The sequence below is a fragment of the Nitrosospira lacus genome (assembly GCF_000355765.4).
Classification (GTDB): domain Bacteria; phylum Pseudomonadota; class Gammaproteobacteria; order Burkholderiales; family Nitrosomonadaceae; genus Nitrosospira; species Nitrosospira lacus.
Genome location: NZ_CP021106.3, coordinates 2,158,761 through 2,183,551, shown reverse-complemented (window position 1 = coordinate 2,183,551; position 24,791 = coordinate 2,158,761). Strand labels below are relative to the sequence as shown.

The following is a 24,791-nucleotide window of genomic DNA, read 5'->3' as shown; positions in this document are numbered from 1 at the left end:
AGTATTTTTTTACTCGCAGCCATCGAATGCAACTCGCATCCAGTCATTGAAAGCAACACTTGCTTTAACCGAATGACTGCATTATCAATGTCCCGGCCGAATTTAAAATGGAGAACAGAAGCAAATTTTCCCGCCATTTCAGGGCACGGATTTGAGCTGGCAATGCTATCGTGCGCATATTCGGAATAAAAAAATGGGGACCGTATGGATGTATCGAAGATAGACGCAATGCTGGCGCAGTTGCGGGCCGGTGCGGCAGTGGCCTCCGGCAAACCGGTGTCCGGCGCAACCACGCCGGGCGTGCGCGAAACAGGTGAAGGCGGACGCGTTGATTTCAGCGCAGTATTGAAACACTCGCTGGATCAGGTCAATAACTCGCAACAGAATGCCGCAAAACTCATGCAGGATTTTGAAATGGGCGCACCGGGCGCCAACCTGACCGAGGCGATGATCTCGATGCAAAAGGCGAACATCTCGCTCCAATACACCCTGCAGGTCCGTAACAAGCTCGTCATGGCCTATCAGGACATCATGAATATGCCGGTGTAAAACCGGCATTTATCGGTTTGACGCTTTATCCGGCAAGATATCGGGTTTGTCGAGTAGAAGGGCTTTCGTTCTTCCGCTAGATTCAGATGGAGAAGGCAAAGCCGCATAGGGAAGTGAAAGGACCGTGCCCGCTTCCAGCTTATAAAGCCAGGCGAGCAATTCTGCTACCGCCTGGTACAGTTGCGGCGGGATATGCTGATCCAGATCCACTTGCATCAATAGCGACACCAGTTCCGCCGACTCATGCACATAGACGCCATGGTCTCGTGCTTTCCTGATTATGCTCTCGGCAACCAAGCCACATCCCTTGGCTACGACCTGCGGAGCCGACTGCCCGGCACGATAAGCCAGCGCGACGGCGGCTTCGCGTGGATCAGGCTTCTTCTTCATCGAGATCCACCCCCATGCTCGTCAGTTTGATTCCAACGGCCTCCAGACCCTTCGCCAGTGGTACAGCACCTGCCCGTAAAGCTGCCGCCGTCATCGGCTCCGCTGCGGTAAGCCGTACCTCCGCGCCGCTCATCTCACCCGTCCCGCGAGCGTTGAGCCGCAAGCTGGCGGTAACCGGTCCCAGGTTCGGCAACGTTAACCGTAAGCAGGTTTGCCAGGTTGCAGCGGACTGATCGAGTCCTTCGCGCTCCTCCTTTTGCTCCTGCGGTCCTTCCTCGAACGCCTCCCATGTGATGGTCTGACCGGGCCATGCGACGCCCTGCCATGAAAAATGACGCATCTCGAAAGCTTCCAGTTGTTGCCGCACAAGACCCATCGCGGAGGGGTGAACCGGATCAAGCACCTCGGACGCCAAGGCCTTGGTGGCATCAGTGGTATTATTGGGTACGGTAACGCCCGCATTAGACTCGGCGTTTGCAAAAAAACGGATCGGCTGTCCAGACAGGCGCGCCTGTGGCTCCAGCAATAATTCCGCCAATGACCTTGTGCCCGCGACCCACTGCGCCAGATGAGATTCATAAAATAACCCGCTACGGCCCAAGGCACTTTCCAGGCTCCGGGCCAGGTCAGCACCATTGGTCGGCGGCGTGGCGAGCAAGGGAAATTGGAAGGAAGCCGCACTTGACAATGTTGCGGAACCACTCGGGAAGACCGGGTGGCGCAGCAGACTGTCGATCAGGCGTCCAGCTTCGCTCAGTCGCGAAAAGACTCCTGCGGGTGATGCGTCAGATGTGAGTGTAAACGTTGGCTGAGGCTCGCGTGAGACAAAAATCAGGTTCAACACATCACCTGAACGCACACCCGCGGGCAACCTCATGTGTAATGTCTGCCCGCTCCCCGCACTTCCCGAATTCCGGGCATCCAGCGCCACCATAAATTCACCGTTGGCAAGATTGCTCTGTACCGTGGCCCGCAACCGCTGGCCCGGTTCCAATCCCGCCAGCAGCTGGACATCGCCGGATTGACGGCGCGCCAGCGCCAGGCCGGGAGAGATACGGGTTAATGCGTTGAGTGCATTGAATGCAAACATATCGATGTGTCCAGGGCATGTTGTACGGCAGGTCGCCGCCGCATCCGGTTTATTATGCGCCGCCCGGCTCCTGATCGTACGCCCGGCGTAGACGCCGCTCCATTCCCGCATTGCCCAGCAAACTCTGCACACGATCCAGCCAAGGTTCCGTGTAGCTGCGTATTTCGGCGTCATCGGCCAGTATCTTGTGAATCAATTCAATTTTCTGCCGGAGCATGTCGTTTGTGAGCCGTGCGGGTTTCGCGGCTGCAAGACGCGACACCAGGGCGGAGTAATGCCGTTCCAGTACCGTCAGCCGATCCCATTGACCGGCTCGGGCGGCTGCGGCCATTTCGCCGGTAACATTGGAAATGTTCTGGTAGGCGGTGAGCGTATCCATGCTGCTCATGGCACTCATGCCTGTCCGTAGCCGGCGGCAAGCCCGGCTGCCTGCACACCAGGATGCTCCGCTTGTGGCATAGGTGATAAACCTATCGCTTCCCATGCTTCATTCAGCTCGCCCAGCAGGCGAACCACCTCTTCGATATACTCGGGTTTGTTATGCAGATTGGCCTGCAACAGCCGGCGGTTCATATAATCGTAAAGGGCATGGAGCTGCTGGGCCAGTTCGCCGCCGGCCTTGACATCGAGACTGGCCTGCAAGCCGGAGCCGATGATTGCAATGGCTTTGGAAATTGCTTGCCCCTTGGAGGTGATCTCGCCATTTTTCATATGAATGAGAGCGGATGACAATGCGATGCGAGCACCCTCGAACAGCATCAGAATAAGCTTGTGGGGGCTGGCCGCGATAACGCCGGTTTCCAGACCAACCCTGGCGTAGGCGCTGACGCCATGAATGCCGTAGCCGGATGCGGTGTACATATCAGATATCTCCTTTTTAAGAATTATTTTTCTGCAGGCTGGCCAGTTGCTGCTGAAAAAACTGGCTGGTCTGGTTCAGGCTGCTGAGCATGGTATCCAGCGCGGTAAATTGTGCGCGGTAACGCGCTTCAATCCCCTCCAGGCGGCGGGTAAAATCATCCTGACGGCGATCGATATCCTTGATGCTGGCGTTAATGCCGTCCGTACGGCTGGCGATAATGCCATCGCTTGTCAATAGGTCTCCCACCAGCGTATTCAACTGATCGGCATAGCCGCGCGAGAAGCTGACGGTGCCGCGGGCGCCGAGTGCGCCACCATTGATGGCGATGCGCAAGCCTTCCGAGACGCCTCCGGGCGCGGCCGCAAGCGTCTGTCCCGAGCCAGTCGCGGCCACCCCATTAACGGTGCCGGCCACGTCCACCCCGGCCGTTGACGCGGGGCTTGCACCCAATAGGCCGGTGGCGGCGCTGCCCCCGGTAATAGTGACACTGGAAGCGGAACCATAGCGCGCTGACATGATGCTGAGTATCCCGGCGGCCTGTGAAACCACGGTGGAACCACCTGCGCCCATCAGACTGGCGGTGCCGTTCAGCTTGCTTTGAACCTCGGCCGCCAGCGTATCCGCCGATGCGTAAGTTCCCGCGGCAAGTGTGACGCTGACCGCCATGCCGTCGACATTGATATCCAATTGATCGTTGACTCCGGCGATAATGCTCAATCCCGCCGGCTGGCTGCCGGTGAGGTTGCCCCGAGCCGCAAGTTGGGTGACAGCAACCGCATAATCGCCAACTGCCGTCTTGCCGGTGGCGCCGCTATAGGAAATCAGGCTATCCGTCGGCGTGCCGCGCACCGCAAACAGGCCGGCGATACCATCGAAGCCATTGTCGAGGGCCGCCTGGAGTTTGGTGGAATCCAGCGCCAGACTGCCATCTTTCTGGAAGGCGACGCCAATCTGCGATAATGAATCGATGCCACCGCCTGCGCCGCCCACCGCAGCTGATAGCGTGGCGCGAATATGAGTCTGAATCGACAACGCTGCCGAATCGCCCTGCAATATGCCACCCTTTTTTGCCGCCGCGTTGTAGGAACTGAGGTCCGCCAGCGTTTGGTTGATGCTGTTGTAAGACTTGACGAAGGCCTCCACCGCCGCCTTCACGCCGGCGCTGTCACGCGCCACGGCAAGAGTGGTGGGGGCGTTGAGATTACTCTTGAGCAGGTTGAGCGTCACTCCTTCAATCGCATCGGTAATCGTATTCGAACCCTTGCTGATGGTTATTCCGTCGATTTCAAGCTTGGCATCCTGCGCAGCCTGTACCTCGGTCAGATTCTTGCCGGCACCAGCGGCGGCCGCCGGGTCGAAGGCGAGCCGGGATAACCCGGCCGTGTCCAGGTGGGTCCCATCGTTGTCGGCGGTGGTGATTTTGACGCTGCTGGCGGCACCGGTATCCTTGGAGGTCAGCACCAGCCTGTTACTGGTGCCATCATTGATGATCGTTGCACTGACACCGATATTGGCGGTATTGATCGCATCGCGCACGCCGGCAAGCGTATTGTTGGACGGATCGATAGTCACTGTTTGTGCCGGTTTTGCGCTGTTCAGGGTAAAGCTGTTGGTCCCGCTGTCGTAACTCCCATACTGAATCGTCAGTGTGCCGCTGCCCACCACGCTGGCGGTACTGGCAAAACCGTCGGAACGGATTTTCTGCTGTTGCGCCAGTTGCTCCACCTCTATTGAATAACTGCCCGGTACTGCCTTGGCGCTGGCGTTGGCCGTGGCGGTCAATACGGAAGTATCCGCCGCGCTGGCTGTGAGCGCTTGAAACCTGGACCCATCAGCCATTCCTTTCATCACTGTCTGGAACGATGCCAGTGCGCCCTTCAGCGTGCCGTATGCGGACAACTTTGCCTGATAATCGGCTTCACGTTTCGCCAGCAACGCAAGCGGCTGCCGTTCGACCGCCATCAACTGGCTGACAATGCCATTGACATCCAGATTCGAGCCAACGCCCGGTGCGGATATACCCATGCTTATCTCCCGCCTGTACTCGTTATGATCCCATTCACCACGCTGCTGGACACATGCCGGCGATCCGGCCGGGGTTTATTCGATTCGATGTTATCTTTGTAATCGGACTTCAGTCGAAATCGGATTACAAAGAATTTGATTCCGAAAACTCGAATCCAGGGGGATCGCCCCCGGATTCGCTCCTGACAACCGGCTCTTGACCGGTTAATCGCCTGCCTGGTTAACCTCTCAGCAGCGCCAGCACGGACTGCGGCATGGCATTGGCCTGGGCCAGCATCGCCGTGCCTGCCTGTTGCAGCACCTGGTTCCTCGACAACGTGGCGGTTTCCGCCGCAAAATCGGTATCGACGATGCGGCTGCGTGATGCGGTCAGGTTCTCCGCTGCGGTTTGCACGTTCGCGATCGCCGACGAGAAACGGTTCTGATAGGCGCCCAAGTCGGCGCGTCCTGCATTGAGCGCGCTCAAAGCCGAATCCATTGAGGCAATGGCAATGTCGGCACCCCACGTGTTGCCGATATCCACCCCTGAAAAACCGGCGACAGTGGTAGTTGTCGCGGTGGTCGTAGCAGCTGTCAGGCCGGTGGTTGCCGTGGTGGCGGAGGCGCCGGCAAAAGCCACGACCGTGTTACTGCCCGACATGTTGGTCAGCGAGACCAGGCCAGCGGCGTCGGCGGTGGCGATAACGCCGGTGGTATTCGTCACCGTGTTAATGGCGGCCGCAATGTTGGCGCCCTGCGTAACGGCGTTGCCACCGGCGGCAACCGCGCCCACGCTGGTGCCATTGATGGTCAGGTCACCCGCGGTGATCGCGGTGAAAGCCGTGGCGGCAACGCCGGTAACATTGGCGGTGGTACTGGTCGTGGAACCCAGGGCTGAGCTCTGTGCATTGACCAGGCCGCTGATGGAAATGGTTTCGCCAACGTTGGCGCCAACCTGGAATGCCTGGTTGGTAAATGTGCCATCGAGCAGCTTGATGCCGTTGAATGCGGTCGTTGAAGATACCCGGTCGATTTCATCCTTGAGCTGCTGGACTTCGTTGTTGAGCGCGGTACGGTCGCTTACGCTGTTGCTCGCATTGCGCGATTGCACCGCCAGTTCGCGGATGCGCTGCAGGTTGTTACCGATTTCTCCCAGTGCGCCCTCGGCGGTCTGCGCCATCGAGATGCCGTCGTTGGCGTTGCGCGCCGCCTGGTTCAGACCGCGAATCTGGGAAGTCATCCGATCGGAAATCGCCAATCCTGCGGCGTCGTCCTTGGCGCTGTTGATGCGCATGCCGGAAGACAGGCGTTGCAGGGAAGTGGCAAGCGCGCTTTGCGAACTGCTAAGGTTGCGTTGCGCGTTCAGCGAGATTACGTTGGTATTGATAATTGCGGCCATTTCAAAATCTCCTCGATTAAAGTGTGATGGAATTAAACCCTACAGCTTTCAACTTTGATCCACCCGCATTAACCCGAGGCCGATCAACTGCTGTTATGTTGATTAACGGCGCCCCACAAAATAAATTTAATCGATTCGTCAAAATTTTTCAGAACGTCAATTCGACAAATAGCCAGACTTGAAATGATAAGCGTAGGAGATACTGTGCAATCCAACGATTAAAGGGCAATCCATATCGTATATCCGGATTTCGACCATAAAAACAGCTGTGAGAAGCCCGCACCAAAACATCCTGGGCCTTCATTGCATTGCGAAGCGAATGCTGTAATCCCGGCGATGCTTATTTTATGCGGAATGGGTAAAGTGTAGCGTAGCCCAGTGGTGAAACAGGTGCCGGGGTTTTATTGGGTCTTGGACTGCGCTTCGCCGCACTCGTCTTCCAGAAAACATAAACCATCACGAACGGCTGGGGCGCAAATGCAAACCCGGGGCGCCGCCCCGGGTTGCTTCCCCCAATCAGAACCTTGGGTAGACTGATTTTTTCAATTAACCTCTCAGCAGCGCCAGCACGGACTGCGGCATGGCATTGGCCTGGGCCAGCATCGCCGTGCCTGCCTGTTGCAGCACCTGGTTCCTCGATAACGTGGCGGTTTCCGCCGCAAAATCGGTATCGACGATGCGGCTGCGCGATGCGGTCAGATTCTCCGCTGCGGTTTGCACGTTCGCGATCGCCGACGAGAACCGGTTCTGGTAGGCGCCCAGGTCGGCGCGGCCTGCATTGAGCGCGCTCAGCGCTGAATCCATCGCGGCAATGGCAAAGTCGGCATTTGTGGTATTGCTGATGTCCAGATTCGCAAATCCCGCGCCGGTCGCGGTCGTTACCGCGGTGGTAGCGGCTGTCAGACCGGTGGTCGCCGTGGTGGCGGAGGCGCCGGCGAAAGCCACGACCGTGGTATTACCTGATACATTGGTCAGCGAGACCAGGCCAGCGGCGTCGGCGGTGGCGGTAACGCCGGTGGTATCCGATACCGTGTTGATGGCGGCCGCAATGTTGGCACCCTGTGTAACGGCGTTGCCACCGGCGGCAACCGCGCCCACGCTGGTGCCGTTGATGGTCAGGTCACCTGCGGTGATCGCGGTGAAAGCCGTGGCGGCGACGCCGGTAACATTGGCGGTGCTGCTGGTGCTGGTGCCCAGAGATGTGCTCTGTGCGTTGACCAGGCCGCTGATGGAAATGGTTTCGCCAACGTTGGCGCCAACCTGGAATGCCTGATTGGTAAATGTGCCATCGAGCAGCTTGATGCCGTTGAATGCGGTCGTTGAAGATACCCGGTCGATTTCATCCTTGAGCTGCTGGACTTCGTTGTTGAGCGCGGTACGGTCACTTACGCTGTTGCTCGCATTGCGCGATTGCACCGCCAGTTCGCGGATGCGCTGCAGGTTGTTACCGATTTCTCCCAGTGCGCCCTCGGCGGTCTGCGCCATCGAGATGCCGTCGTTGGCGTTGCGCGCCGCCTGGTTCAGACCGCGAATCTGGGAAGTCATCCGATCGGAAATCGCCAATCCTGCGGCGTCGTCCTTGGCGCTGTTGATGCGCATGCCGGAAGACAGGCGTTGCAGGGAAGTGGCAAGCGCGCTTTGCGAACTGCTAAGGTTGCGTTGCGCGTTCAGCGAGATTACGTTGGTATTGATAATTGCGGCCATTTCAAAATCTCCTCGATTAAAGTGTGATGGAATTAAACCCTACAGCTTTCAACTTTGATCCACCCACATTAACCCGAGGCCGATCAACTGCTGTTATATTGATTAACGGCGCTTCACAAAATAAATTTAATCGATTCGTCAGGATTTTTAATCTGGATAATCCATTTAGGGCGCGGATGATGGTAAGGCGGGTTACGAGACAGCTTTGCCGGTTGGGAGAAGTCCATAGCCTGGTCTATGGGCACCGGGCAAGTGGCAAAAATGGACGCAAACTGACCGCCAGCACTCGCTTAGGCTCGGAGGCCGCCTAATGGATTATCGGGGTTTAATGCGTAATTCCAACCGCGTACTAATCAAGTGATGGATAACTTCTAAAACCGGCCCAAAGCCACCCTCTCCGCCCTGCTGATGAAACACCGTGTGCCAATCAGACCAGCCCGTTTTTAATGGCGTAGTGGGTCAGTTCGGCATTGTTCCTGAGTTTCATCTTTTCCAGCAGCCGCGCGCGGTAGACGCTGACGGTCTTGACGGACAGGCACATTTCTTCAGCCGCATCGGTGAGGCCTTTGCCCGAAGCGATCAGGCACAGGGTCTGGTATTCCCGGTCGGACAGAGTCTCATGAGGCGGCTGCTCGTAATCGGCGCCGAGACTATCCGCCATCGCCTCGGCCAGGGTCGCGGTAAGATACTTGCGGCCGCGCGCTACCTGGCGAATGGCCGCCATCAACTCGGCCGGCGCACTTTGCTTGGTAATGTAGCCGGATGCGCCCGCCTTCAGCGCCCGGATCGCATACAAACCTTCCTCGTGCATGCTGAGCATGAGCACGGGAATTCTCGGATATTCCTTCTTGATCTGCTTCAGAACCTCGATACCGCTCCTGTCCGGCAGCGATATATCCAGCACCACCACGTTCCACTCGCCCTCGCGTACCTGCCGGATTGCGTCGGAACCGCAATCCGCTTCCTTGATAAAAATGGCTTCACCGCTTTCCATCAGGATTTGCCGCAAGCCCTGCCGGACAATGGCGTGATCGTCGACAATCAGTATATTCATGGCCGCTATGACTGCTGGATGTTCGATTGCGGGATCGCCAGACTGTCCGGCCCCGGCACAAGCGGGATCGACAAATGCACCGCCGTGCCCTCCCCCGGCGCACCGCTGACGGTCAGTTTGCCGTTGAGCAACCCCGCACGTTCGATCATGCCGCGAATGCCGAAAGAATTGAATTTCTCGGTATCCGCCGGCGCAATGCCACGACCATTATCCCGCACCTCCAGATCCAACTGTCCCTTGGCGGATATATCCGCATCAAGCCGCACCCGGACATGCGAAGCCCGTCCATGCTTGGCAATATTGGTAAGGGCTTCCTGAAAGATCCGGAATACGGCGACCGCGGCGTCCTGCCCCAGTTCGATATCCTCCTGGGCACATACGACCTGGCACGGAATGCCGAGCCGTTTGGTGAATTCTTCCGCCTCCCATTCTATCGCCGCGACAATACCAAAATCCATGATGCCGGGACGCAGATCGCGCGACAAGCGCCGGATTGAATCGATAGTGCGATCCACCAGTTGATCGATGGTATGGATCTTTGTGAGTAACACCGCGTCTTCGTCAGCAATGTGGCGGCCCAGCCAGTCCAGATCGATCTTGATGGCCGTCAGATTGCCGCCGAGATCATCGTGGATTTCCTGCGCGATGCGAATGCGCTCGTGCTCTCTCGCCGCGATAATATGGGACGACACCTCCCGCAGCCGTTCGTGTGATTCCTTGAGCTCCGTTTCCCTGCGCCTGCTTTGCGTGATATTGATAATAATGCCTTCCCAGATCACGCCGACGCCTTTCTCCCGGCGCGGACTGGCTCGCAGGCTCACCCACTTCACATCACGGAACGACTCGATCCACAAGCGGCCTTCCCAGTTCCATGTCGAGAGATCGGCGGCCGACTGGGCCCTGGAACGGCGCAAGTTCTCCCGGTCTTCCCGCAAGACGATATCCATGAATAATGCAGGGTTAGCCTGTAATGCCTCGACCGTGATGCCGAGCACGTTGAGGCACTGGCCGCTTATAAACGGCAGGGTGTGTTGGGCATCTTCGCCCAGCACATACTGAAATACCATGCCGGGCGCATTGGCAACGATGGCGAGGGACTGGGCTTCCCCATCCACAGCCTGCATGGGCTCTTCTATTTTTTCTTCTGATTTATCTGCATCTTTCATCGTTACGATGATGTTTTTGTCATTTAGGGTAAACAATTGTTAGCAAAAATTTGCCGTAACTGCGTATTATCTACCACCAGGAAAGCGGTGTTACACGTATGCTTGACACGTTCGCTCCAACTGAGAAATCTGTATTGAATAAACATGGCGGTACATCTATATGGGAAAAGTCGAATGTACTATCGGTTATGTTATGATTTCGTGGGTTTTTCCGCAAGAACCACTTCGTTAGGCAACGCATATATCAGCCAACTAAACCCACTAATTAAAGGAGATGAGCCATATGAGTCTATTGATATAGTGCCAAAGATGGTACAGCTATTATCATACTTTTTCGATCAATACCTTCTTTCAGACTAATCTGAATATCTATAAAGCACAGACAATTTTTATTTAGGAATATTCGTGGAACAATTAACAGTACGCGAAATACTTGACATTGTCATAGTAGACAAATTCGAATACCCGCCTTTCAACGCGGTTTTGTTTGGGAGCCGGATCGAGTAGCCTATTTAATGGACGGTATATATAAAGGCTTCCCATTTGGATCACTGCTATTTTGGCGAACGAAAGAAGAACTAAAAACCGAGCGTGACTTAGGCCCCTTTAAACTCCCACCTCCTGTTGAGGATTACCCAGTCGATTATGTTCTCCATGGACAGCAACGCATTACCTCGATTTTTGGGGTTTTTCAGACCGAACTCGCGCTGATAACAGGGAACTTGGGGGGGTTGCTGCAAGCATGTATCGAGCAAAGATGCCTAGAAATATCGATGAAATTCTTAGCAAGTCATTAATTCCACACAACTTATTTTGAGATAATTATGCTGATTTTCTCATCCAACGCGCTGCGTTGCTGCGAGCATTTAGTGAAGAATTATGTCAATCTAGGTATTTAGTGGCTTATACGATCACCGAAGATAATCAAACAGCGACAACCCCTGCACCTTCAGGAAGGCCTGCTGTGTCGCCTGGAGGTAAGTCTGCTGCTGGGCCAGGCTGCTGATAGCCTTGGCATAGTCGACATCCTGCAGGTCGGCAAGCTGCTGCTTGTACTGAATACTCAATTCGTCACCCGCATCGTTGAGCGTATCCACTTCATTCATGCGTGTGCCCACGTCCGAGCGGACGCGCAGCACATTGTCCAGTGAGCTGGATAAATTGCTCTGGGCTGCGTTCAAGCCGTTGGCGAGCGCAGTCTTGTCGGCAGTAGTAACGACTGGGGTTTCGAGCACGCCGATCAGATCGGAAAGTGTCTTGAACAGACTCTGGTAGCCGCCGCCGGAAGCCGGAATGCGTTCGAATACCTCCTGCCCCGATGCGTTCACGGCGAGCTGGCGCGAATCGCTGGCCTGTACCCGACGCATGCCATCGTCGCCCATGTACTGCACGCCGCTGCCTGTATCCACGAAAGGCTTGGTCGCTCCCTGAAAGCCGGAAAACAAGTATTGCCCGTTGGCGTCGGTACGGTTGGAAAGACTCAGCAATTCATCAAGATTGCCACGCAATTCGGTGGCAATAGCAGTACGTCCGCTGTCATTAAGCGTACCGTTACCCGCGTACACAGCGAGCTCCTGTGCGTTCTGCACCAGATTCGTTACGTCCTTCAAGGTTCCTTCCAGCATCCCCAGGCTGCTCGTGGCGCTCTGCCGGTTAGCGGCATACTGGGTATTACCGGCGTCTGCCTGGGATACCTCCAGCGCGCGGACGTAGGCTGCCGGGCTCTCCGAAGGCGAAAGGAGGCGCTTGCCGCTGCTTATCTGTTCCAGGGTCTTGACCTGCGCGGTCTGCTGGCGATTGAGGGCGGCGATGCCGAGTTCATAACTGGTGTTGCTGCTGACACGCATGGTAATTTCTCCTTTATTTTTTGCTACCCGGCCTGTTATCTATTCATTCCAGGAGCTCTGATGCTTTGCTATCTCGACATCTCAAGCAGCGTATCGAACATCACGCTGGCAGTCTGTATTATCTTTCCGGCTGCCTGATACGCCTGCTGATAGCGCAGCAGGTTGGCCGCCTCCTCATCCAGATTGACCCCCGACTCCGATTGCTGCAAAACCTGCGTCTGGCTTACCAGGTTGGTCTGTGCGGCACTGGTGACTTCCAGCTCGCGGGTCTTGTTGCCCATCTGACTGACCATTTGACCATAGGCCGTCTGGTAATTTATCGTGCCGCCCGCCATAGTGTTGTTTCTTTGCAATGCCCCCAATAGCAAGGCATTGCGGTTATCACCTACGCCATTGGTGTTGGGGCCGATATTGAACGTATCGCCCGGCTGCGGCGAACCGGTGATTTGCACGGTCCATCCGTTGTAGCTGATGGTGCCACCCGGCGTGAACGCGACACCGGAGGGATTGCCGCTGCCGGTGCCGCTCACGTCGAAAGTGGTTGCACTGGTGAAAGTAAGCGTCACCGGCTGTTGCAGGTTGGGATCGGCCGGCGGCGCGTTGACGGTCCCGGCACTGATGCGCCCGGTGCCGGTATTGGCAAGCGGTGCATCGGTGCGGATGGGCGCAGCGGCTGCAATCAGGCTGGTTTCCTGAATGGCGACTCCAATCTGACCGGCACCGTTTACGGTAGGCCGGATCAGAAATTCGTCGCCTGCGGCGGCCGTTCCGGAAGAAAGGCTCAAGCGCACGCCATCCACAGTCACCGGAAATGTGGTGAACGTCTGCGGGGCGCCCTGGGCAGCCCCGTTGCTCATGCGCGTAACGCTATAGGTGGCGCCGTCGAACTGGAGGCGGTAATCACTGGTGGTGAGCGCGCTGAAGCTGGTGATTTCGGCGCCAATAACCGCGCTGCCGCTGTTATTGGCGGAGGCCACCACCGCCGGGCTCGGCACGGTGAAGAAATCGCCGCCCAGATTACCGTGCAGATCCTGCCCCAGGCGATGCTGTTCATTGAAGGTTCCCGCCAGACCGATGGCGACGCGCCCCAGACCATTGCGAGCGGCATCCAGCGATTCGCTGCGAAACTGCAATAACCCGCCGAGCTTGCCGCCATCCAGAGTCGATTCCCGGATGGGCGTGCTGCCGCCGTCGGCAACGTAGGTCACGTCGATGCGGCGCGCGTCGGTTGGAGAAGGCGCCGTCGCGAGCTGAAAAACCTGGGTGCCGACCAGCAACGGCTGGCCGTTGCCGATCAGGATGCTGTACGAACCGTCGCCCTGCTGCACGACGTTGGTGCGGATCTCCTGATTGAGTTGTCCCACCAGTTCGTCGCGCTGATCCCGCAGATCATTTGCTGGCTGGCCGCGGGCGGCGCCTTCAGCCTGGCTGATGGTGGCATTCAACTTACCGATCTGCGCCGCGAGCGTGTTGATCAGCGACACGCTATCCTTTATTTGCGTATTTACCCCATCCTGGATTTCGTTAAGGCGGCTATCCAATGACTGGAATCGCCGCACCAGGATCTCCGCGCCCGACAGCATCGATTGCCGGGAAGGCACGTCGGACGGGTTGGTGGCGACGTCTTGCACGCTCCCGAAAAAATTCTGCAGGGCCGGTGCGAGGCCGAGATTTCCGCTCGGATCGGCCAGCAGTTTATCGATCTGCTGCATCTGGGCAAGATACGTATCGAGCTGGGCGGATTCGGTTTTCGCCTGCGTAACCTGCTGGGTCAGAAACTGATTATATGAACGGCTCACCGTATCGACCTTCGCTCCCTGGCCAATAAATCCGGCACTGGTGCCTTGCGCTGGATTGGTCGATTGCACGATTTGCTGGCGGGTATAGCCGGGGGTAGCCGCGTTACTGACGTTATGCCCGGTCACGAGCAATCCCCTCTGCGCGGCGTTGAGCGCGCTCAGTCCGATGCCGAAAATTCCGTTACCCATGCAATCCCTCCTTCTCCATGGCAATGGCCATCGCTATATCCAATGTTAACGGCCGCGAATGGAAAATATTTAGCAATAGCGGCCGCTCTTTCAGCCAGCCATTGGTGGGGCTTCGGCGGCCTGTGCCGTCACTGGCAAGCCTCAGGACCACTGCGTTGTCTTGATGACGCGTGTCAGTTTGTCCGCATAGTTGGGGTCGGTGGCATAGCCCGCCCGTTGCAACCCCTGTGCGAAGCCCGCCGCATCGATTCCTTGTGCCGCCTGCGCCACCACACCCGCATAGCGCGGGTTGCTGCGCAGCAAACCGGCGTAGTCGCGGAAAGCATCAGCGTATGAGGGGTAGGCGCGAAATTTTTCGACGCTCTTCTGTGCTACGCCATTGACATACTCTGTCGTCACCGTTTCAACCACGGCGCCTTTCCAGCTGGCCCCGGCTTTCACGCCGAACAGATTGTGACTGGGCGTGCCATCCGCCGCGCGAATCTCGCGCTTGCCCCATCCACTTTCAAGTGCCGCTTGTCCGAGCATGAACCGCGCCGGTATGCCTGTCGTCTGGCTGGCCTGGAGCGCATGCGGCATCAGCTTGCTCTGAAACTCGGCCACCTGAGATTGCGATCCCGGTTGAGATGCAGCCTGTTGAGGCACCGCCGGCAACTGCAAGGACTGCGGAGCCGGCCCGCTCGTCCGCTGAGGCTGCTGCTGTGCAGGGATGTTCCCTTGCGGCGGTGCCTGCAGCGGAACGCCGGCCGGAGGGTGCGTAAGTGCTGGAACGGAAGTTGACTCAGCGTTCCCTTCCGGCAAATCCACCGGCAATCCGCGGCCCAGTTGACGCACCATCATATCGGCCAGGCCAATGCCACGCGCAGCCATGCTTTGCGACAACTGCTGATCGAGCATGGAGGTGTAAAGACGGCTCTGGTCGCTATCCATCAGGCTATCCTGGGAAGTCGCCTCGCGCATGCTCTTCAGCATCATGTTCATGAACAGGGCCTCGAACTGCCGGGCGGCGGCTGCAAGCCCGGCCTTGTCGGCTCTTTTGACGTCGACGCGTAGCCCGTTGACGGCCTGCACATCAAGCGCAAATTTGCCTGAAAGATCGGCCGAGGTCATTATCAGATGATCTCCAGATCCGCCCGCAGCGCTCCGGCGGATTTCATCGCCTGCAGGATCGCCAGCAGATCCTGCGGCGTCGCACCGATCGCGTTCAACGCCTTCACCACTTCGGCCAGCGAGGCACCCTCGACCATCGTGAGCATGCCGGACTCCTGCCGGATTTCGATGGTTGAACGTTGCGCCTGTACTGTCTGTCCGCTGGAGAATGGCCCCGGCTGGCTGATGACCGGTTCGGTGCTGATGACTACCGATAGATTGCCGTGAGCGATGGCACAGGCATCAACCGTCGCCGCCTGATTCATGACCACCGAGCCGGTGCGGCTGTTGACAATGACCTTGGCGTGGGTGGGTGCCGGATTTATATTCAGGCTTTCCACCTCCGCCACGAATGCCACGCGCCGGTCGCTTCCCTCCGGCGTGCGCACCTGGATCGCCCTGGCGTCCAGCGCCGCGGCGGTGCCCGCGCCAAATTTTCCGTTGATGGCGTCCACAATCCTTTTGGTATTGGAAAAATCGGTGGTGTTAAGCTCAAGCCGAATTACGTTGTCCTGGCCCAGGGCGACCGGCACCGCGCGCTCGACCGTCGCGCCGCCGGTAATGCGCCCTACGCTCAGATGGTTCACTTGCACCTGGCTGCCGCTGGCGGCGGCGCCGAAGCCGCCAACCAGCAAATTGCCCTGCGCCATGCCGTAAACCTGGCCGTCGGCTCCCTTGAGCGGTGTCATCAGCAACGTGCCGCCACGCAGGCTGCGGGCATTGCCCATGCTGGATACCGTCACGTCGATGACCTGGCCTGGCTGGGCGAACGGAGGCAGAGAAGCGGTGACCATCACCGCCGCCACGTTGCGCAGCCGCAAGTTGGTGCCGGGCGGCAGATTGATGCCCATTTGCATAAGCATACTGACTATGGTCTGCACGGTGAATGGCGTCTGACTGGTCTGGTCGCCGGTCCCATCCAGCCCCACCACCAGTCCGTATCCGATAAGCTGGTTGGTCCGCACGCCCTGGATGGAAGCCAGATCCTTGATACGCTCGGCGTGCACCGGAGTGGCCAGGATGCTGCATCCGAGCAATACCATGGAAAGTATCAGACAGATTTGTTTTCGGGCTGTGGCATGTGCCATTTTTGGAATCTCTCAGAACGGTGAGATAGTGAGGAAAAAGCGCGAGAGCCAACCCATGGTCTGCGCCTCATCGATATAGCCGTTGGCCTTGTACTCAATCTTCGCATCCGCCACCTGGATCGACGATACCGTGTTGTTGATAATGGTTTCCGGACGCACTACCCCGGAGAAGCGGATATATTCGGTGCCCTGCGTCATGGCCAGCTGCTTCTCGCCGCTCACCAGCAGGTTGCGATTGGGTAAAACTTCCAGCACGGTGACGGAGATCGTGCCGGTAAAATTATTGGTGGAAGCCGCTTCGCCCTTGCCGGAGAAATCATTGGAAGATGATGCCCCTATATCCACATTCTTTGTGATGGGCACCCCGAATATCATGGGTGGAACGGCATAATTTACGCCGCCGTTCTTGTTGGCACTGCTGGCGGATTTCTTGCTTGCGTTGGTCTTCTCGTTGAGAACAACCACCAGGGTGTCGCCCACCACGCGCGCACGGCGATCCTCGAATAACGGCCGGTCATGCGTGCCTGCCTGGAAAATGGCGCCATTGGCGGGCGGGAGCCCGCGTGACCCCGTGCGGGCGGACATCGGTTGCTGCACGATGGCCATGGGAGCCGGCAGACTGATGCAGCCCGAGAGTGCCAGCATCATGATGACCATGGGTGTTCCGCTCCACACAGGCAGCCCGCTTCGTTTTGCAGAAAAATACGCAGTTATCTGGTTATCTTTATATTGCCGATACATGCTGTTCTCACCGTTATCGCTGCTTATGACATCTGGGACAGACGCTGAAGCATCTGATCCGAGGTCTGGATTGCCTTACTGTTGATCTCATAGGCGCGCTGGGTCTGGATCATGTTGACCAATTCCTCCACCACGTTGACGTTGGAAGTTTCCACATATCCCTGGTTGAGCACTCCGGCGCCATCTATGCCGGGTGTATTGATGTTGGGGGGGCCACTGGAGAAGGTCTCCACATAGAAATTCTCGCCCACGCTCTGTAACCCGACCGGGTTGATGAACGTGGCCAGCTGCAGGGAACCCACCTCAACCGGCGTGCTGGAGCCCGGCTGGGTGACGGAAACGGTTCCATCGCGGCCGATGGTGATGCTCAGGGCGTTGACAGGAATGGTGATGTTGGGTTGAATCTGATAACCGCTGGATGTCACGAGCTGGCCTTGGGAATCGGACTGAAACGAGCCATCCCGGGTGTAGGCGGTGGTGCCGTCGGGCATCAGTACCTGAAAGAATCCCTGGCCCTGAATGGCCACGTCCTTGGAATTTCCGGTTTGCTGCAAATTGCCTTGGGTGAATACGCGTTCGGTGGCGACAGGCCTGACACCGGTGCCGATCTGCAATCCCGATGGCAGTTGTGTCTGCTGCGACGACTGTGCACCGGGCTGGCGCAGGGTCTGATACAGCAGGTCCTCGAAAACGGCACGTGAGCGCTTGAATCCATTGGTGCTGACATTGGCCAGATTATTGGCGATCACGTCCATCTGCGTCTGCTGTGCATCCAGGCCGGTCTTGGCAATCCATAACGAACGGATCATGTAAATCTCCTAGAATAAATCCATCACTGCGGCAAAATTAGGCATTGCCAGCTTATGCTATGCGGGACATCATTGTGAAGATGACATCATTTGGGGCATCATATGACAGAGTGGATAAAGTCGATGCCTGAAAAAGAAGGGTGATCCCCTCTTACTTTCCGGTTTCATTCTGACCCGCCGCGCTTCAATTCCGCTTTAATCGACTGTTAACTTAGGCTCAGCAGGCTACTCGCCCGTTGCGCGTTGCCTTCGGCATTCTTCAGCAATTTCATGTGCGTCTCGAATTGGCGGGACAACGAAATCATGTCGACCAGCGCCTCCACGACATTGACGTTGCTTCCTTCCACAGCGCCATTGATTAACGTGACATTGGCATCCGCATCCGCCGCACCGCCGGCAAGCCGGAATAGGCCGTCCGCACCGCGCGTAAGTTGAGTTTCGGGCGGATTGACCAGCTTGATGCGGCCGGCTGTCAGCACGACATTCGACTCGTTCGACCCGGGGCGAATGGCCACCGTGGATACGGTTCCGTCTTTCGCAATCGAGATGGTCGAGCCGGGAGGGATGGCAATCGCACCGCCATCGCCCTGTATGTTCAGACCGTTACGAGTCTGCAATACGCCGTTGGCGCTGACATGCAGATTGCCGTTGCGGGTATAGGCTTCGCTGCCATCCTCTAGCCGCACCGCGATCCACCCCGGTCCCTCTACCGCCACGTCGAGATCACGCCCGGTTTGCTGTACGGTGCCAGGACGAAAATCCGCGCCAGCGCTTGAATCCACCACAAATGCCCGCGTCGCCAGGGCTTCGCTGAAGACCGGCACCGCGCGCAACACGCTGGTTTCGGCACGGAAGCCTGTGGTATTTGCATTCGCCAGATTATTCGACATGACAGCCTGCTGCCCCAGCGTATGCTTGGCACCGGTCATGGCCGTGTAGATCATGCGGTCCATATATGCTCCTGTATTAGATGGGCATGACTGCAAAAGGGGCAGCCTATCCTGCTGCCCAGCTACCCATTTCCGTTATGTCATTACCTCAGATTCACCAGCGTTTGCAATAGCTGGTCCTGCGTTTTGATGGTTTGCGCGTTAGCCTGATAAACACGTTGGGCCGTGATCATATTGACCAGCTCGGAAGTCAGCTCCACGTTCGAGTCCTCCACCGCGCCGGATTGCAAACTTCCGAGGCCACCCGTATTTGGCGCTCCCACCAGGGGAGCGCCGGATGCAGAGCTCTCCGTCCAGGTGTTGTTGCCCTGTATCTGCAAGCCCTGTGGATTGGCAAAATTAGCCAGTACAACCTGCCCGAGGTTCAGGATTTTTCCGCTGGAGTAGCTGCCACGGATCATGCCATCGGCGCCGACATCAAAACCGGTCAGCCGGCCGGAGGCATAGCCGTCCTCGGTCAGCGCGTTGACACCAAAGCTGGAACCGAACTGTGTCGTGCCCGTAAAATCCATATCGAAAACCACCGGGTTCGCACCGGTGGTCACGGGTTTCGTTACATTGAATATCGCGGAACTCAGCGGATCAAGAGCGCCGCTGGACAGAAAATTCAGTGCTCCCAGCGGTGCCCCGCCATTGAGCAGCGTTCCGTCGCTGGCCGCAAATACGTCCCAGCTATTGGCAGCGGTCTTGACGAAATAAGTCGAAACCGTGCTGGAGTTGCCCAGGCTGTCGTGAATCGGCATGGGGGTAAAGCTGTGGTAAGTATTTGCATCGGCCGGATCGAAGGCAGTGGAACTCAGCGCCGTTTCGCGCGAATCCAGATTAACCAGGGTATTCACCAAGGTGGTTGCGCGCGGCGGCAAATCGGCCGTGGAAATCTGAATATCGGATGGCGCGCCCGCATTGATCTGGCCAGCGGCATCCGCCGTATATCCGGTGAGACGCAGGCCGCTGCTGTTGACAATATATCCATCCTTGTCCGGATGGAACTGACCGTTACGCGAGTAACTGATAGTGCCCTGATCGCTGAGGCGATAAAAACCGTTGCCGCTGATCGCGATATCAAGCGAGTTGTTGGAAGCGGTAATGCCGCCCTGGCTGAATTGCTGCGCAACCGCGGCCACCTTGACGCCAAGACCCGGCTGGGTTCCGCCCGACAACGAATTGGCGTAAACATCGGCAAACTGCGCTTGCGACTGCTTGAAACCCACCGTATTGGTGTTGGCTACATTGTTGCCGATCACATCCAGATTCCTTGACGCCGCGTTCAGACCACTTAAGCCTTGCTGAAAACTCATGATGCACTCCTTGGGTAAGCGTCTCTGCCTGGAGACCAGGGGATTGGAGACGGAATTATTGGATAATACGGTTTAGAAGATCTGCTTGACATCCGACAGGGCTGCCGTTCCCAGTCCCCCGACGTTCAGCTGAACCCCCTGGTTTCCCTGGGATACCCCCTGGACGATCCCGAACGCGAGCGTTTGCGCGTCGACTTTCTGGTCGCCGCGTTGCGCGCTGACACTCATGGTATAGCTGCCATCGGCTGCGGGAGTGCCATTGTCAGACATGCCATCCCACTGCAAGGTTAGCGGTCCGGCCACTTGCGCGCCCAGATCCATGACTCGCACCGCCTGGCCCGTGCTATCGTGGATAGTCACTTTTACATTGTCCGCGGGTTGTGGCAGATCAACACCGAATACACCGCTGCCGCCCGCCAGTTGCAATGCCGAACCGGGTACGAGTACGTTGTGTCCGATCATGCCCGCAGCCTGCAGGGATTGTCCTGCGGTAATGCCGCTTGCCATGCCTTGCAGGGTGGCATTCAACTTCTCGATACCGTTTACGGTGCTGATTTGTGCAAGTTGCGTAGTCACCTGGGCGTTGTCGAGAGGGTTTAGGGGATCCTGGTTTTTCATTTGCGTGACCAGTAGCTTGAGAAATCGGTCTTGCGGATCTTCCGCCGCTGGCTTCGCGGTATTATTGGTGTTATATGACGCAAACAGATTGGAAGCAGTTCCGATGTCCTGAATGGAGCTCATGGGGGTTTTCCTTATTGTCCGATGGTTAAAGTCTTCAACAGAAGTGTCTTGGCGGTATTCATCATATCCACGTTGTTCTGGTACGAGCGCGAAGCGGAAATCATATCGACCATCTCTTCCACCACATTCACATTGGGCATGGTCACGAAACCTTCCTTGTTGGCCAGCGGATGGCTGGGGTCATGCACCATCCTCATGGGCGATTGATCCTCGATTACCTTCCCCACCCTGACACCGTTGACACTGCTGGCGGTACTGCCCGCTTGAGGACCTCCTGCGGGTTGCGTACTCATGAATACCACCTGCTTGGCCTTGTAAGGCTGGCCGTTGGAACTCACCGCGCTATCGGCATTGGCCAGATTGCTCGCAACTACATTGAGCCGCTGGTTCTGGGCCGTCATTGCCGATCCGGCAACGGTGAATATGTTGAACAGTGACATGATATGTTTTCTCCTTAACTCTGAATGGCGGCCAGCATCATCTTGATCTGGTTGCCAATAAACGTCAGGTTGGCTTCATAATGGATCGCATTGTCGGCGAACTGGCTTCGTTCCACGTCCATATCGACCGTATTGCCATCCACACTGCCCTGCACGGCATTGCGGTACAGCAGGGGTGCCCCGCCGCCCGATGCGCTATGGGTGTCTGGGGCAATATGATGGGGCGCACTCGTGGCCAGCGTAACTGCTCCGCTACCCGTCAGCACGCCCTGCAGCGTGGTTTTAAAGTCGATGTCACGCGCCTTGTAGCCCGGTGTATCCGCGTTGGCAATATTGGAAGCGATCAATTGCTGACGGTGGGCTCGCAAATTGGCGGAGTCCTGATAAAAACGAAATGCCGTGTCGAGCTTGTCAATCATAAAATCTCCTCAAATCGTGCATTCTCCTGCCGTTAAACGTTACATAAGCCATGATATTGCACGGCTCCTTCATTCAAATTGTGAAGCAGCCGGGTAAAATTCCCCTATATTCGGGCTTGAAACGCCGTATCCACGAATGGGCCGCATTATGCCTGCCACCTTGCAGGTTCCGGCGCTTGATAACAATATAAGGCAGCCCCGTCCGAGCAATCCAACGAACAACGGGGGAAATCGGCTTCATTTCCGCCCGCTGGCTGCGGTGGGTACAGACTAGAATGGCCTTCATTCTCGGCTCACCCGACCCGGGGAACATCGTTGGAGGAACCCCATCATGCATATCACGTATTTGCGGCGGTTATCGCTCGGTCTGGGTCTAATTGCCATTTTTTCCGGATCTGAACTGGCGTTGGCATCAGCGCACGGGAAGCAGGACCCGCGTCTTATACAGGAGGCTGTCGTACACTTTCTCCATGTTCAGTCGGCCGGTTTTCCCGGGCAAGTGGAAATCACGCCCGGCGCGATGGATGCGAGGATCAATCTTCCGGCCTGCGCGGCCCTGGAGCCGTCATTGCCACCGGGCAGCCGTCCCTGGGGCAACACCACCGTGATAGTGAATTGTGCCGTGCCTCACCCCTGGACTGTTTACGTGCGCGCCAACGTGAAAGTAGTGGCCGATTATGTGGTCAGCGCCAGACCATTGATACATGGCCAGACGCTTACCGCCGCGGACATAACGACTCGCAGGGGAGACTTGACCCAGTTGCCGCCCGGTATCGTGACCGACGTTACCCAGGCTTTCGGCAGGACAATGGCCGGCAGCATCCCTTTCGGCAGCCCGGTGCGGCAAGATATGCTGCGTGCACAGACAGCCGTGATGGTGAACCAGAGTGTAAAACTGGTTTCGAACGGACGTGGATTCAGTGTAAGCGCGGAAGGCAAAGCCCTCGGCAATGCGATCGAGGGCCAATTGGTACAGGTTCGAAGTGCGTCAGGCCCAGTCGTTAGCGGGATCGCTCGCCCTGGGGCGATAGTGGAAGTAAGCTACTAACTTGAATCCGGCAGGAAAATACATGATTGCTCAGTATGGCGCCTCGCGGCAAGTCAATCATTTAATCCGAACAACCTTAAGTTTCCCGGCGAACGGCCGTTAAACTATTTACGGTCAACCGTAGGAGAGATACCATGAAAATTGACAATTCCATTCAGACTTCCATATCACTAAGCGAAACGCAGGCGCGCCCCGGCAAGACCGGGGGAAAAACAGAGGAGGTCGCAAACTCCAATGATAGTGTTCAGTTGAGCACGCAACTGCGGAATGTCGAGAAAAACCTCGCCAATGGGGAGGTATTCAATGCCGCGCGAGTCGAAGAAATCAAGCAGGCAATCAGCGAAGGCCGTTTCGTCGTGAATCCTGAGAAAGTCGCGGATCGTCTGCTGGAAACAGTGCGCGACCTGATCCAGACCAGACGGACCTGACATGGACGACACGGCCTTTGATCCGGTCGCCGGTATAGCCCGCGAGCGTGATGAAACACAAAATTTCATTGATCTCCTGGAACGGGAGCAGCGCGCACTGCGTCAGGCGGATGTTTCTTCGCTGCTGACACTGGCGAGGGAAAAGGCCCAACAGGCGCGGCAACTGATTCATCTCGCCGATGTGCGCAACCGCTGGCTTACGACACTTGGTTGCACGCGGGATCGCAACGGCATGGAACAGGGATTGCAAAGTCATGGCAGTGACGGCGCCGCCGATATCTGGCGGGAACTGCTCCAACTGGCGGAAAAGGCCAGTCAGCTTAATAAGATCAATGGCATTCTCATCGGCCAGCGCCTGCGCTACAACCAGCAGGCACTCTCGGTGCTGCAAGCCGCAACCCGTAGCGCCGGCCTGTACGGCGCCGATGGTCAGCCTACACTTTTCTCCGGCGGACGCCGGCTCGGCGAAGGCTGATCCTCGCCGGTATTTACCCCGTTCGCCATGCTTCGTGTTTGCCCCGCAACATCTCCAGGATTGAGAATCCTGAATCTGCCCCTTATAAATCTTGATGGATCATGGTGCTAGCCTGTGAAATGAGGGATAGGTTGCCGGATTCAAGGCAAATCCCGCGTGGCATCACTTGACTGGATCGGAAATTCGCATAATCCTGGCTACCCTGATTGATCAGGCGGAGGCACCTGGCAAAATATCAGATGAAGAATCGGGCACCGCATCGGATGGCGTTTCGGTGTCGGAAAAGGTATCGGACGATGAGTCAGGCACGGTGGACATGATCATCAGCGTGACGCGCCGGTTGCGTGCACGGCCTGCTTCGCTGTCATTCGATTCCACGGGGCGGTTTTCACCGTAACCGACGGCCGTAAGCCTTGTGGCCTGAACGCCATTATCGATCAGCAATCGCACCACGCTGCTGGCACGCACCGCCGATAATTCCCAGTTGGAGGGAAACTTTGGAGTAATGATAGGTATGTCATCGGTATGCCCCTCCACTTGAATCGCATGTTCACCGTTCTTCAGTACTTGCCCCACCGCATTAAGCGCCTTGATGGAATCTTCCTGCAGCGTCGCCTCGCCGAGCGGGAACAGTGCGCTGGCATTGATCTCCACGCGAACACCGCGCTCGCTTTGGGTCATCCGCACTTGTCCGTCTTTCACCAGCGGAGCGAATGCCGCCATGATGTCGCGAGCGATGATCCGCATCTTCTCCTGCTGCCGCAGCTGCGCTTCCCCAATGCGGCTTGCTCTTTTTGCCGCCAGGTCGTCGATCGGCACAATCGGCGGCGACGGTTCGTGGGCCACGATCAGGCTATCGCGGCGCCCCTGCTCTTTGGCGATGGTGTTCAGGAGTGAGCCGGCCATCACCCGGTATTTGCCCTCGTTTACCTGGGAGAGCGCATACATTACCGCAAAAACCGCGAGCAGCAGTGTGATGAAATCCGCATAAGACACCAGCCAGCGCTCATGGCTTGCCTGTTCTTCCGGTCTATGGCTGCGCCGCATGCCGAGCTTCAAGGTAATCGCTTCCTTAGGCTTGTCAACCCGATTCCTGGGTTATACGATTTCAATCCAATGCTGGAAGGATAAACGGCATTAACAGTGCGGAAT

Annotated in this window: 26 protein-coding genes; 5 read left to right on the top strand and 21 right to left on the bottom strand. The window is 57.1% G+C overall.

Annotation, left to right across the window (positions count from 1 at the left end):
- Nucleotides 1–204: 204 nt before the first annotated feature.
- Complete coding sequence (gene fliE, locus EBAPG3_RS09825) at nucleotides 205–549, top strand: flagellar hook-basal body complex protein FliE (RefSeq protein WP_004178695.1); 345 nt, start codon at nucleotides 205–207, stop codon at nucleotides 547–549.
- A gap of 9 nt (nucleotides 550–558) precedes the next feature.
- Here fliE and EBAPG3_RS09820 read toward each other — a convergent pair whose 3' ends face one another.
- From EBAPG3_RS09820 to EBAPG3_RS09780, 9 genes are all read right to left on the bottom strand, one after another.
- Nucleotides 559–939, bottom strand: coding sequence for an EscU/YscU/HrcU family type III secretion system export apparatus switch protein (locus tag EBAPG3_RS09820; protein ID WP_004178697.1), 381 nt, complete (start codon nucleotides 937–939; stop codon nucleotides 559–561).
- Nucleotides 923–2,029 (bottom strand): flagellar hook-length control protein FliK, encoded by a 1,107-nt coding sequence (gene fliK, locus EBAPG3_RS09815; RefSeq protein WP_004178699.1) that lies wholly within the window; start codon nucleotides 2,027–2,029, stop codon nucleotides 923–925. The genes EBAPG3_RS09820 and fliK overlap by 17 nt, the downstream gene beginning before the upstream one ends.
- 52 nt (nucleotides 2,030–2,081) lie before the next feature.
- Nucleotides 2,082–2,417 (bottom strand): flagellar protein FliT, encoded by a 336-nt coding sequence (locus EBAPG3_RS09810; protein ID WP_040852620.1) that lies wholly within the window; start codon nucleotides 2,415–2,417, stop codon nucleotides 2,082–2,084.
- Nucleotides 2,418–2,422: 5 nt separating this feature from the next.
- The gene (gene fliS / locus EBAPG3_RS09805) at nucleotides 2,423–2,890 is read right to left on the bottom strand and encodes a flagellar export chaperone FliS (RefSeq protein WP_004178704.1); all 468 of its coding nucleotides are present in this window, start codon (nucleotides 2,888–2,890) and stop codon (nucleotides 2,423–2,425) included.
- Between the two features lie 16 nt (nucleotides 2,891–2,906).
- Entirely contained in the window at nucleotides 2,907–4,916 is a 2,010-nt protein-coding gene (gene fliD / locus EBAPG3_RS09800; protein ID WP_004178706.1) for a flagellar filament capping protein FliD, read from the bottom strand.
- A 220-nt stretch (nucleotides 4,917–5,136) separates the two neighbouring features.
- Nucleotides 5,137–6,294, bottom strand: coding sequence for a flagellin N-terminal helical domain-containing protein (locus tag EBAPG3_RS09795; protein WP_085922014.1), 1,158 nt, complete (start codon nucleotides 6,292–6,294; stop codon nucleotides 5,137–5,139).
- 546 nt (nucleotides 6,295–6,840) lie between these two features.
- Entirely contained in the window at nucleotides 6,841–7,998 is a 1,158-nt protein-coding gene (locus EBAPG3_RS09790) for a flagellin N-terminal helical domain-containing protein (protein WP_085922013.1), read from the bottom strand.
- 427 nt (nucleotides 7,999–8,425) lie between these two features.
- Nucleotides 8,426–9,052 (bottom strand): response regulator, encoded by a 627-nt coding sequence (locus EBAPG3_RS09785; protein ID WP_004175427.1) that lies wholly within the window; start codon nucleotides 9,050–9,052, stop codon nucleotides 8,426–8,428.
- A gap of 5 nt (nucleotides 9,053–9,057) precedes the next feature.
- Nucleotides 9,058–10,254, bottom strand: a complete 1,197-nt coding sequence (locus tag EBAPG3_RS09780; RefSeq protein ID WP_004175428.1) for a sensor histidine kinase — start codon at nucleotides 10,252–10,254, stop codon at nucleotides 9,058–9,060.
- Between the two features lie 419 nt (nucleotides 10,255–10,673).
- Here EBAPG3_RS09780 and EBAPG3_RS15640 point away from each other — a divergent pair, with 419 nt between their 5' ends.
- Nucleotides 10,674–11,015 (top strand): GmrSD restriction endonuclease domain-containing protein, encoded by a 342-nt coding sequence (locus tag EBAPG3_RS15640; RefSeq protein WP_081607235.1) that lies wholly within the window; start codon nucleotides 10,674–10,676, stop codon nucleotides 11,013–11,015.
- Between the two features lie 114 nt (nucleotides 11,016–11,129).
- On the opposite strand, the gene flgL is transcribed toward EBAPG3_RS15640, so the two are convergent.
- The 11 genes from flgL to flgB form a co-directional block, all read right to left on the bottom strand.
- Nucleotides 11,130–12,065 (bottom strand): flagellar hook-associated protein FlgL, encoded by a 936-nt coding sequence (gene flgL, locus EBAPG3_RS09770; RefSeq protein ID WP_004175429.1) that lies wholly within the window; start codon nucleotides 12,063–12,065, stop codon nucleotides 11,130–11,132.
- Nucleotides 12,066–12,133: 68 nt separating this feature from the next.
- On the bottom strand, nucleotides 12,134–14,053 hold the full coding sequence (gene flgK, locus EBAPG3_RS09765; protein ID WP_004175430.1) for a flagellar hook-associated protein FlgK: 1,920 nt from the start codon (nucleotides 14,051–14,053) through the stop codon (nucleotides 12,134–12,136).
- 141 nt (nucleotides 14,054–14,194) lie between these two features.
- Nucleotides 14,195–15,163, bottom strand: a complete 969-nt coding sequence (gene flgJ, locus EBAPG3_RS09760) for a flagellar assembly peptidoglycan hydrolase FlgJ (RefSeq protein ID WP_004175435.1) — start codon at nucleotides 15,161–15,163, stop codon at nucleotides 14,195–14,197.
- A 2-nt stretch (nucleotides 15,164–15,165) separates the two neighbouring features.
- Nucleotides 15,166–16,290: a flagellar basal body P-ring protein FlgI gene (locus tag EBAPG3_RS09755; protein WP_004175437.1), complete on the bottom strand. Its 1,125-nt coding sequence runs from the start codon at nucleotides 16,288–16,290 to the stop codon at nucleotides 15,166–15,168.
- Nucleotides 16,291–16,302: 12 nt separating this feature from the next.
- Nucleotides 16,303–16,947 carry a flagellar basal body L-ring protein FlgH gene (locus tag EBAPG3_RS09750; protein WP_151898923.1) on the bottom strand — a complete coding sequence of 215 codons (645 nt, stop codon included), beginning with the start codon at nucleotides 16,945–16,947 and terminating at the stop codon, nucleotides 16,303–16,305.
- Between the two features lie 107 nt (nucleotides 16,948–17,054).
- A complete protein-coding gene (gene flgG / locus EBAPG3_RS09745) occupies nucleotides 17,055–17,840 on the bottom strand; it encodes a flagellar basal-body rod protein FlgG (RefSeq protein WP_004175440.1) in 786 nt (261 codons plus the stop codon).
- A 206-nt stretch (nucleotides 17,841–18,046) separates the two neighbouring features.
- Nucleotides 18,047–18,793 (bottom strand): flagellar basal-body rod protein FlgF, encoded by a 747-nt coding sequence (gene flgF, locus EBAPG3_RS09740; protein ID WP_004175441.1) that lies wholly within the window; start codon nucleotides 18,791–18,793, stop codon nucleotides 18,047–18,049.
- Nucleotides 18,794–18,873: 80 nt separating this feature from the next.
- Nucleotides 18,874–20,088 carry a flagellar hook protein FlgE gene (gene flgE, locus EBAPG3_RS09735; RefSeq protein ID WP_004175443.1) on the bottom strand — a complete coding sequence of 405 codons (1,215 nt, stop codon included), beginning with the start codon at nucleotides 20,086–20,088 and terminating at the stop codon, nucleotides 18,874–18,876.
- Between the two features lie 72 nt (nucleotides 20,089–20,160).
- Complete coding sequence (gene flgD, locus EBAPG3_RS09730; protein ID WP_004175445.1) at nucleotides 20,161–20,829, bottom strand: flagellar hook assembly protein FlgD; 669 nt, start codon at nucleotides 20,827–20,829, stop codon at nucleotides 20,161–20,163.
- Nucleotides 20,830–20,840: 11 nt separating this feature from the next.
- The gene (gene flgC / locus EBAPG3_RS09725; RefSeq protein ID WP_004175446.1) at nucleotides 20,841–21,269 is read right to left on the bottom strand and encodes a flagellar basal body rod protein FlgC; all 429 of its coding nucleotides are present in this window, start codon (nucleotides 21,267–21,269) and stop codon (nucleotides 20,841–20,843) included.
- Between the two features lie 14 nt (nucleotides 21,270–21,283).
- Nucleotides 21,284–21,688, bottom strand: a complete 405-nt coding sequence (gene flgB / locus EBAPG3_RS09720) for a flagellar basal body rod protein FlgB (RefSeq protein WP_004175447.1) — start codon at nucleotides 21,686–21,688, stop codon at nucleotides 21,284–21,286.
- A 331-nt stretch (nucleotides 21,689–22,019) separates the two neighbouring features.
- Here flgB and flgA point away from each other — a divergent pair, with 331 nt between their 5' ends.
- From flgA to EBAPG3_RS09705, 3 genes are all read left to right on the top strand, one after another.
- Entirely contained in the window at nucleotides 22,020–22,736 is a 717-nt protein-coding gene (flgA, locus tag EBAPG3_RS09715; protein WP_004175451.1) for a flagellar basal body P-ring formation chaperone FlgA, read from the top strand.
- A 134-nt stretch (nucleotides 22,737–22,870) separates the two neighbouring features.
- Complete coding sequence (gene flgM, locus EBAPG3_RS09710; RefSeq protein WP_004175453.1) at nucleotides 22,871–23,164, top strand: flagellar biosynthesis anti-sigma factor FlgM; 294 nt, start codon at nucleotides 22,871–22,873, stop codon at nucleotides 23,162–23,164.
- Nucleotide 23,165: 1 nt separating this feature from the next.
- On the top strand, nucleotides 23,166–23,639 hold the full coding sequence (locus tag EBAPG3_RS09705; protein WP_004175455.1) for a flagella synthesis protein FlgN: 474 nt from the start codon (nucleotides 23,166–23,168) through the stop codon (nucleotides 23,637–23,639).
- Between the two features lie 210 nt (nucleotides 23,640–23,849).
- Here the strand turns inward: EBAPG3_RS09705 and motD are convergent, their stop codons facing one another.
- Nucleotides 23,850–24,698, bottom strand: coding sequence for a flagellar motor protein MotD (gene motD, locus EBAPG3_RS09700; protein WP_004175457.1), 849 nt, complete (start codon nucleotides 24,696–24,698; stop codon nucleotides 23,850–23,852).
- Nucleotides 24,699–24,791: the final 93 nt, after the last annotated feature.